This is a genomic window from Corynebacterium tuscaniense (genome assembly GCF_008693065.1).
Classification (GTDB): domain Bacteria; phylum Actinomycetota; class Actinomycetes; order Mycobacteriales; family Mycobacteriaceae; genus Corynebacterium; species Corynebacterium tuscaniense.
Map to the genome: position 1 here is coordinate 1 of NZ_VXKH01000062.1, position 8,650 is coordinate 8,650.

Here is an 8,650-nt window from a genome sequence, read left to right on the forward strand (position 1 = left end):
CCTCGTGCGCGGGGACATCGACGCCTTCGGGTTGTCCGGTCGCTCCGCCGAGCAGAGGGTCGCGCTTGACCTGCTTCTCGACTCCTCTGTGGGCATCGTCTCCATCGGCGGCCGCGCCGGCACCGGTAAATCGGCGTTGGCGCTGTGTGCGGGCCTCGAGTCCGTCCTGGAGCGCGGGGAGCACAAGCGCATCATCGTTTTCCGTCCGCTCTACGCCGTCGGTGGCCAGAACCTGGGTTATCTGCCGGGCGATGAGATGGAGAAGATGAACCCGTGGTCCCAGGCGGTCTACGACACACTCGAAGGTGTGGTCTCCGACAACGTCATGGAGGAAATCGCCGCGCGCGATCTGCTCGAAGTGTTACCGCTGACGCACATCAGGGGCCGCTCGCTTCACGACGCCTTCGTGATCGTCGACGAAGCCCAATCCCTCGAACGCAACGTGCTGCTCACCGTGCTCTCACGCTTGGGGCGTGGTTCGCGCGTTGTCCTGACACACGATGTTGCCCAGCGCGACAATTTGCGTGTGGGGCGGCATGACGGTGTGCAGGCGGTGATCGAAAAGCTGAAAGGCGAGGACTTATTCGCCCACATCACCCTGACGCGTTCGGAGCGCTCTGCGATCGCGGAATTGGTCACTGATTTGCTCGAAGACCAGGAACACTAGCCAATTTCAGGGTGGGCCCTTTTCTGGTTGTACGATAGGCGCCATGTCTGAACGCGATTTCACTATTCGCCCAATTCGGCCCGAAGACTACCCGCAGGTCCGTGAGATCTATGAGGCAGGTTTGGGAACGGGCCACGCGTCCTACGAAACAGAGGGCCCAACCTGGGCAAAGTTTTCCACGAACAAGATCATTGAGACTGTCTTCGTTGCCACAGAGAAAGACGATGATGATTATGTGTTGGGGTGGGTGGCGGCGGCGCAGGCGTCGTCGAGAAGCGTTTTCCACGGCGTGGTCGAAGACTCGATCTACACCCGCGAGGAAGCCCGCGGACGTGGTGTGTCGGGAGCGCTGCTGGATAAGCTCATTGAGACGTGCAAGGGCCTGAACAAGTGGTCCATTCACTCGTGGATCTTCCCGGAGAATGAAGGATCCGCTGGGCTGCACATTTCCCGCGGCTTTGTCAAAGTGGGCACCTACCACCAGATGGCCAAGATGACCTACGGCGAGATGGCCGGCACCTGGCGCGACACCGATATTTATGAGCTGCTGTTGCCTAAACCGGGCGAGAGGCCTGCGGCGGACAGTTAGAGGCAGCTAGTCCACCGTTTCCTTCAGCTTGTCCTCGCGCACTGGCAGCAGCACGAGTGCCGCCGCGAGAACCAGTGGGATGAGCAGGAGGAAGATAGGGGTCAGGCCGTCGTTGTAGCTGCTCGCGATGACATCGCGAAGTGGCTGTGGCAGTTTATTGACCGTGCCCGGCGTCAAGGACTGAGCTGCGCCACCTTGGAAAGCCTCGGAGTACTGCGCGCCGTCGGGCCCCATCGCCGCGAAAGCGGCGGGGAGTCGCTCCGCCATGTTGTTTTGCATGTTGTGGATGAACATTGTGCCCACCATTGATGCGCCCACGGACATGCCGATTTGCCGGAAGAAATTATTCGCGGCCGTCGCCGTGCCCACAACCGCCAGCGGGAACGAGTTCTGCACGATGAGGATGAGCACTTGCATGACCAGCCCGAGGCCAAAGCCGTAGACGAAGATGAACACGCCGAGCGTGCCCAGGCCTGTGTCCACTGTTAGGCGCGAGAGCAAGAAGCACCCCACCGCCACGATGCACAGGCCAATGATGGGGAACTTCTTGTAATTCCCGCGGCGCGAAATGAGCGCACCGGAACCGGTGGAGGTGAGGATCATGCCGCCGACCATCGGGACCATCATGAAACCGGCCTCGGTCGGGGTGAGTGCGTGCACCATCTGCAGGTAGGTGGGCAGGTAGGCCATCACACCGGTCATAGCAACACCGAGGACCACGCCGGCAGCGGTGGTGAGCGTCATGTTGCGGTTGCGGAACAGGTGCATGGGCACGAGCGGGTTCTTCGTCCGCAGCTCCACCGCCACGAAGATCGCTGCCGCTACCGCCGACGTTGCCAGCAGACCCAGAATGCGTGCGGACGTCCACGGGTACTGCAACCCACCCCACGTCGTCGCCAAGATGAGCGTGGACGTTGCCACCGTCAGCAGTGCTGCGCCCGGCCAGTCAAAACGGAAGCCCTCCCGGCTGCCCTTGGACAGGTGCAGCACCAGCGTGGCCACAGTCATGGCGAGTAACCCCAAAGGGATGTTCATCCACAGACCCCAACGCCAGCCCGGGCCGTCCGTGAACCAGCCACCAAGCACCGGCCCCAACACTGAGGAAATGCCAAAAACAGCACCCATGATGCCCATGTATTTTCCGCGCTGCCGTGCCGGGACGACCTCTGCGATGATCGCCTGCGAGTTGATCATCATGCCGCCGGCGCCAAAACCCTGCACCGCGCGCCCGATGATGAGCACGGTCATCGAGTTAGCAAACCCACCCAATGTCGAACCGGCGATGAAGAAGGCGATGCCGGTGATGTAGAACCATTTGCGACCGAGCCCGTCGCCAAGCTTGCCGTAAATAGGCAGCGCGATAGTCATGGTGACCATGAACGCGGAGATCACCCAGCTCATATGTTCGACGCCGCCGAGTTCGCCCACGATCGTCGGCAAGGCGGAGGCGAAAATCATTTGCCCGAGTGAGCTCATGAGCATGGTGATGAGCAGCGCGGCGAACACCAGACCAACGTTGGGTTTTTGTGTGTCTACCATTCGAGTGTCCTTGCGTAGTCAGCGATGAAGGTGGCGGCGTTGCGGACGTTGTCCCGCAGATCCAGGTCTGGATCGAAAAAGCCCGGCTGGAAAGCAGTGATGCTCACCGCGGCTTGAACAAGCTCAATGAGCGCCTGGATCTCAGTCTCCACGGGGTGTTTCGGGGCGCGCCGGTCCTCAGGGAAGCGTGTGAAGTGCTCTGCCAGAGCTTCCGCGATCGCCGTAAGAACCGTGCGCCGCCGCGCCAAGGCTAGCGATGCCAGCGTGGGATTTTCAGCGAACATCGTGCGGCGCCGCGCGAACGCATCCTGATCAGGCAATGCCCCCTCAGGCACGCTGCTCACGCTGATGATCAGGTCCACGAGGTTGTCCGACTGCGTTTCGGCGATCCGGCGCAAACCTTCCTCGCAAACTGTGAGGGGCGCGGGCCCGAGCACAGCCTCATCTTTGGACTTCATGTAATTAAAAAACGTCCGCCGCGAAATGCCCGCGCCGGCGCAAATGTCTTCGACGGTCACGTCATCAAAGCCATGCTTTTCGACGAGCCTCGCCGCACTCTCCACAATCCTGAGTCGCGTCGCCCGCCGCTTTTCTTCCCAACCCATGCCCAGGAACTTTACACTCAGTGCAAGAAACTGCCAAAGGGTGAGATCTGCTGGTGCCTAAGCACCAAAAACCCTGACAGGGCGGGCCTGCCAGGGTCTGGTTGAGGGGCGCTTATATGCGCTTAGATGAGCTTAGTTGCGCTCAGTGTGAGCCATTGCCAGCACGTCGAGGCGCTTATCCAGCTCCTCCTCAGTGAGCTTCTCACCGTCGACGAAGCCGAGGTCAATCGTGGCCTGGCGGATGGTGATGCCCTCTGCGACTGCGTGCTTAGCGATCTTCGCCGCGTTCTCGTAACCAATCGCGGAGTTCAGCGGGGTCACGATGGACGGGGAGGACTCAGCCAGGGTGCGCATGCGCTCGATGTTGGGCTCAATGCCGTCGACAAGCCTGGTTGCGAACTGGCGCGCGGTGTTGGCCAGCAGACGCGAAGACTCGAGAACGTTGCGCGCCATCATCGGGATAAACACGTTGAGCTCGAACTGGCCCTGGGTGCCACCGAATGCGACAGCCGCGTCGTTGCCAATGACCTGTGCGGACACCTGTGTTGCGGTTTCACACAGAACTGGGTTGACCTTGCCCGGCATGATGGAAGAACCCGGCTGCAGGTCCGGCAGGTGGATCTCCGCCAGGCCGGCGAGCGGGCCGGAACCCATAAGCCGGATGTCGTTGGCGATCTTGTAAAGGGAAACAGCAACCGAACGCATAGCGCCGGAGAACTCCACCAGGCCGTCGCGGTTAGCCTGTGCTTCGAAGTGGTTCTTCGCCTCGGATAACTGGGTCACACCGGTGAGCTTCACCAGCTCCTCGGTGACCTTGCCGCCGAACTCAGCCGGGGTGTTGATGCCGGTGCCCACAGCGGTACCGCCGATAGCCAGCTCACCCAGGCGGTGCAGGGTAGCCTCCACGCGCTCGATGCCCAGCTCGATCTGGCGGGCGTAGCCGGAGAACTCCTGGCCAAGAGTGACCGGGGTGGCATCCATGAGGTGCGTGCGGCCGGACTTGACTACCTCGTGCCACTCATCAGCCTTCTTAGCCAAGGACTTCTGCAGCACCTTCAGAGCCGGGATGAGGTCGTTGGCCGCTGCCTCCGTCGCCGCCACGTGGGTAGCAGTGGGGAAGGTGTCGTTGGAGGACTGGCCCATGTTCACATCGTCGTTTGGGTGAACCTCAACACCATTAGCCTTCGCGATAGACGCGATGACCTCATTCGTGTTCATGTTGGAGGAGGTGCCGGAGCCGGTCTGGAATACGTCGATAGGAAATTCAGCGTTGTGCTTACCGTCGGCGATTTCCTTCGCAGCAGCGATGATCGCGTCAGCCTTGGTGGCGTCCAACTTGCCCAAGTCCTTGTTCACCTGGGCGCACGCTGCCTTGAGCAGGCCGAGCGCGCGAATCTGCTGTGCTTCAAGTCCACGGCCGGAGATGGGGAAATTCTCCACCGCACGCTGGGTCTGTGCACGCCACAGCGCGTTGACGGGGACCTTCACTTCACCCATGGTGTCGTGTTCAATGCGGTATTCCTGATCAGCCATTGTCATCCTTTGCAGTTAGAACGTTTCCCGGCGCGGTTGCGCCAGCTGTCACACTCGCCATTATTCCTGATTTTGGAAAACCTGGCGGAACCTGGCCCCGATAAAACCCCCAACCTTCTTTAGACTGCTGTAGACCCCTGTTCGGTTCCATACTTTCTGAAAATAGGGAACATCTCACAAACCCTTTACGCAGGGCTTTTACCGCGGTTACGGTGGCTGGCATGAACTTGCTTGCCCGCTTGACGCAGATCCCGCTGGAGGAGCTCCGTGAGTTTGATCGCGCGCTGTTCCTCGCGGCGGGGCTGTCGCCATCCCGTGTGGGGGAGTTGGCGTTGGTGCATTCTGCGTACTTCGGGAAAGGCGCATCAAAGCAAACGACGGCTGCCGCGCGCGAGGCCGGGCTGACGGTGGACCTCCTCGCCCAGATTGAGCGTTGCATCAGCCACATCAAGCGCGCGGGGGAGCGGGATGGCTACCGCTTCCGCCTCATCCAGGCGGCGGTGGACAAGGCATCCACGTGCGTCGCGCTCGCGCGGTATGCGAAGAAGATCGTGCCGCAGAAGACTAAGACCCGGACCAAGGGCGCGCGTTTCACCGCCCCGGTGGACGGGCTGGGCAGCGTGATCATCACAGGAGACGAGCACGTCATCGCGGACCTGGAAGCCAATCTGCGTGCCGGCATTAATCATGATCTGCCTGTCGGTCCGCAGATGGCCGAGGCGTTTGAGAAACTCATGCGTTCGGGGGAGGGGGTTCCGGCTGCCGCGCCGCGCCCGCTTATCTTGGTGCCGGCGCCTCACTTATCCGCGATCACTCACGGTCATGGGGACGACATCATCCTCGGGCTTACCAACGGCACCACCATGACCGGTGCGGAGTTTGTGAACAATTACCTCTGCAATGAGGAGTACGGGTTGGAAGCTGCATTATTTCATCCGACGGAGGGGCCGGTGAACCACTACAGGGAACGTCGACTAGCAAGTAAGAAGCAACGCGTCCTAGCGAAAGCGACGCAGCCGATCTGTACGAACCCGGACTGCCGGATGCCCGCAGACTACTGCGAACTCCACCACGTGGAGCCCTGGCGCTACGGTGGTGAGACGAACATGAACAACTTGGCAGTCGTCTGCGGCTACCACAATCGCGTCAACGACGATGACCCAGACAAACCCCAACGCGGGCGCATCGCCATACGAAAAGGTAGACCCATCTGGGTTTCACCCACGGGGTATGCGCGAAGTAACAAGCGACATCCGTACGGGGCGATGGAATCGTTATACCCCGAGTTAATTCACGCTTGAACCCGCTAACAGAAATGGATCCGGCACAAGCCGGGCCCATTGGCATGCCGGAAAACCGGATTAAGCGGTCGGACCGGAGTAGTCAATCACGGAGTACTCGCGCAGCTTGGACAGCTTGTGCAGGGACTCAATGTTGCGCACGGTGCCGGACTTGGAGCGCATGACGAGGGAGCGGGTAGTGGCACCGTCCGCGCGGTAGGACACGCCGCGGAGCATATCGCCCTTGGTTACACCGGTGGCGGCGAAGTAGCAGTTATCGGAGCTCACTAGGTCGTTGATCCCTAGCACACGGTCGAGGTCGTGGCCGGCGGCGAGGACCTTCTCGCGCTCCTCGTCGGACTGAGGGGCGAGCATGCCCTGGATCTCACCGTCGAGGCACTTAAGAGCGCAGGCGGTAATGACGCCTTCCGGGGTGCCACCAATGCCCATGGCCATATCGATAGAGTTGTTGTTGCGTGCGGCGGCGATGGCGCCAGCCACGTCGCCGTCCATAATGAAGCGGACCTTTGCGCCTGCCGCGCGGATGTCCTCAACGAGTTGGTTGTGGCGGGGGCGGTCGAGGACGACCACGGTGACGTCGCGAGGCTCAATGCCCTTCGCTTTCGCCACTTCCTGAATGTTGTGCGCGACGGGGGCTGTGATGTCGATCTTGCCTGCGGCTTCCGGGCCGACGGCGATCTTGTTCATGTAGAACGCGTCGGTCGGGTCGTACATCGTGCCACGCTCAGCAGCCGCGATGACGGAGATGGCGTTCGGGCGACCTTCCGCCATGAGGCGAGTGCCGTCAACCGGATCGACTGCTAGATCCATGGCAGGACCGAGCCCGTTACCAACGTTCTCGCCGTTGAACAGCATCGGTGCCTCGTCCTTTTCACCTTCGCCGATGATGATCACGCCGTCCATGTTCACGGAGTTAATCATCTGGCGCATGGCGTCCACCGCTGCTCCATCACCCTCATTCTTCTTGCCGCGACCGACCCACCGGCCGGAAGCCAAGGCTGCCGCTTCGGTGACGCGGACAAGCTCCATGGCGAGGTTACGGTCCGGGGTTTCAGCGGTTTTAGACATCAGTTGTTGCCTCCTGGGGCATGGTAGGTGGAGATTATGGGCGGAAAGCCACGCAGACGCAGCTATTCTCCTCCCCATTGTGGCACTTTTAGGGTTTCGATATGTCCGGTTGACCACCTGATCGGGGGAGTCCGTGGCCGCAGGGGTGGTCCGTGACATACTGAAGCGCGTGGCTAAAGAGAAACCGCGCATTTTCCAAGACAGCCGTGACATATCGATCAATGTCGTGGTCATCGTTGTCCTCATGCTGCTTGCCGTTGGCTTTACAGGCATGTGCTCTTTCAATCCTGGCCGGCCGGAGAACGGGCCGGTACAGGAGGTGGATGGGCAGACGTTCCTGAGCATGGAGTCACGCGCTGTCGATTTTGCTGTGCGTTACCCGGATGTGCCGGAGGGCTGGGTGAATAACTCGGCTCGCCGCACCACGTTGAATGGCACCCCCGCGCCCGTCATGGGATGGGTCACTCCGCATGAGGGGTTCCTTCAGGTCACGCAGACGGGGGTTGATGAGGATACCGCGCTCAAGGGCATCGACGCTTCACCGCGCAGTCTCGCCCGCACCGAGGATGTCGCCGGGCATGAGGCGAAGGTGTATTCCTCCGACGACAGAGATGTGCGCGATGTGTGGTTTGTGGATTTGGGCGACGAGCGCATTCTCATCACCGGCGCCGCTGAAGCCGCGGAGTTCCGCGAGCTCATTGAAATGTTCGCCGCCGCGCAGCCACTGGCCAAATAGCTTATCGACGAACCCTACTCCCCGGGAACTTCTTCCTGGGCAGCTCTTTCTTGATCTTCCTTGGTCGCCTCCTTCTGCTGCTCCATGGCAGCTCCCCTCTGGGCAGCTCCCTCTTGGGAGCTGCCCAGAGCAGCTTCAACGCGTTCTTGAGCACCATTGAGCAGGACTTCGCAGCGCTTTGCGAGAGCTTCGCCGCGTTCCCAGTACTTGAGAGATTCGTCAAGGCTCATCTGGCCGAGTTCGAGGATCTTCACGGTCTCAATGAGCTGGTCGCGTGCCTGCTCGTAGGTGAGGGTTTCGGGGGCCGGGAAGGCATCGTCATTCGGGGCGCCTTGGCCGAAGGTGTTCTCTGTCATCGTGTGTTCCTTATCTAATCTGCAGTATCTAATCTGCAGTTGTTCTGCAGTTACTCTGCGGGTGTGGTGGACATGCCGGCGGCGGTGATGGAGCCATCCCCAACGCGGATGCGCAAGGGCGACCCCGGCGGGGCCTGGCTGATGCTGGTGACCACTTCTGGTTCGGAGCCATCGCGCGGCTGTACCTGCACCACGGCGTAGCCGCGTGCCAATGTCGCGGCCGGCCCCAGTGCGGAGACCTGGGCGCGCAACGAAC

The 8,650-nt window shown here is 61.0% G+C and carries 9 protein-coding genes and 1 pseudogene; 4 read left to right on the forward strand and 6 right to left on the reverse strand.

The window, feature by feature from the left end; all coding sequences use genetic code 11:
- Both F4V54_RS09155 and F4V54_RS09160 read left to right on the forward strand, forming a co-directional pair.
- On the forward strand, positions 1 to 667 hold a 667-nt coding region (locus tag F4V54_RS09155; protein ID WP_150386934.1), incomplete at its 5' end, for a PhoH family protein.
- A gap of 43 nt (positions 668 to 710) precedes the next feature.
- Entirely contained in the window at positions 711 to 1,256 is a 546-nt protein-coding gene (locus tag F4V54_RS09160) for a GNAT family N-acetyltransferase (RefSeq protein ID WP_034664697.1), read from the forward strand.
- A gap of 6 nt (positions 1,257 to 1,262) precedes the next feature.
- On the opposite strand, the gene F4V54_RS09165 is transcribed toward F4V54_RS09160, so the two are convergent.
- From F4V54_RS09165 to F4V54_RS09175, 3 genes are all read right to left on the reverse strand, one after another.
- Positions 1,263 to 2,795 carry an MDR family MFS transporter gene (locus F4V54_RS09165; RefSeq protein ID WP_150386935.1) on the reverse strand — a complete coding sequence of 511 codons (1,533 nt, stop codon included), beginning with the start codon at positions 2,793 to 2,795 and terminating at the stop codon, positions 1,263 to 1,265.
- Complete coding sequence (locus F4V54_RS09170; protein ID WP_150386936.1) at positions 2,789 to 3,400, reverse strand: TetR/AcrR family transcriptional regulator; 612 nt, start codon at positions 3,398 to 3,400, stop codon at positions 2,789 to 2,791. Before F4V54_RS09170 ends, F4V54_RS09165 begins: the two co-directional genes overlap by 7 nt.
- 132 nt (positions 3,401 to 3,532) lie before the next feature.
- Positions 3,533 to 4,933 carry a class II fumarate hydratase gene (locus F4V54_RS09175; RefSeq protein ID WP_034664673.1) on the reverse strand — a complete coding sequence of 467 codons (1,401 nt, stop codon included), beginning with the start codon at positions 4,931 to 4,933 and terminating at the stop codon, positions 3,533 to 3,535.
- A 221-nt stretch (positions 4,934 to 5,154) separates the two neighbouring features.
- Here F4V54_RS09175 and F4V54_RS09180 point away from each other — a divergent pair, with 221 nt between their 5' ends.
- Positions 5,155 to 6,234: an HNH endonuclease signature motif containing protein gene (locus F4V54_RS09180; RefSeq protein WP_052092936.1), complete on the forward strand. Its 1,080-nt coding sequence runs from the start codon at positions 5,155 to 5,157 to the stop codon at positions 6,232 to 6,234.
- 60 nt (positions 6,235 to 6,294) lie between these two features.
- Here the strand turns inward: F4V54_RS09180 and glpX are convergent, their stop codons facing one another.
- Complete coding sequence (gene glpX, locus F4V54_RS09185; protein ID WP_150386937.1) at positions 6,295 to 7,302, reverse strand: class II fructose-bisphosphatase; 1,008 nt, start codon at positions 7,300 to 7,302, stop codon at positions 6,295 to 6,297.
- A gap of 169 nt (positions 7,303 to 7,471) precedes the next feature.
- Here glpX and F4V54_RS09190 point away from each other — a divergent pair, with 169 nt between their 5' ends.
- Positions 7,472 to 8,038, forward strand: a complete 567-nt coding sequence (locus F4V54_RS09190; RefSeq protein ID WP_150386938.1) for a DUF4245 domain-containing protein — start codon at positions 7,472 to 7,474, stop codon at positions 8,036 to 8,038.
- Positions 8,039 to 8,052: 14 nt separating this feature from the next.
- Here F4V54_RS09190 and F4V54_RS09195 read toward each other — a convergent pair whose 3' ends face one another.
- Both F4V54_RS09195 and F4V54_RS09200 read right to left on the reverse strand, forming a co-directional pair.
- Positions 8,053 to 8,394, reverse strand: coding sequence for an exodeoxyribonuclease VII small subunit (locus tag F4V54_RS09195; protein WP_034664668.1), 342 nt, complete (start codon positions 8,392 to 8,394; stop codon positions 8,053 to 8,055).
- A gap of 50 nt (positions 8,395 to 8,444) precedes the next feature.
- A pseudogene (locus tag F4V54_RS09200) lies at positions 8,445 to 8,650 on the reverse strand (exodeoxyribonuclease VII large subunit); the annotation flags it as partial.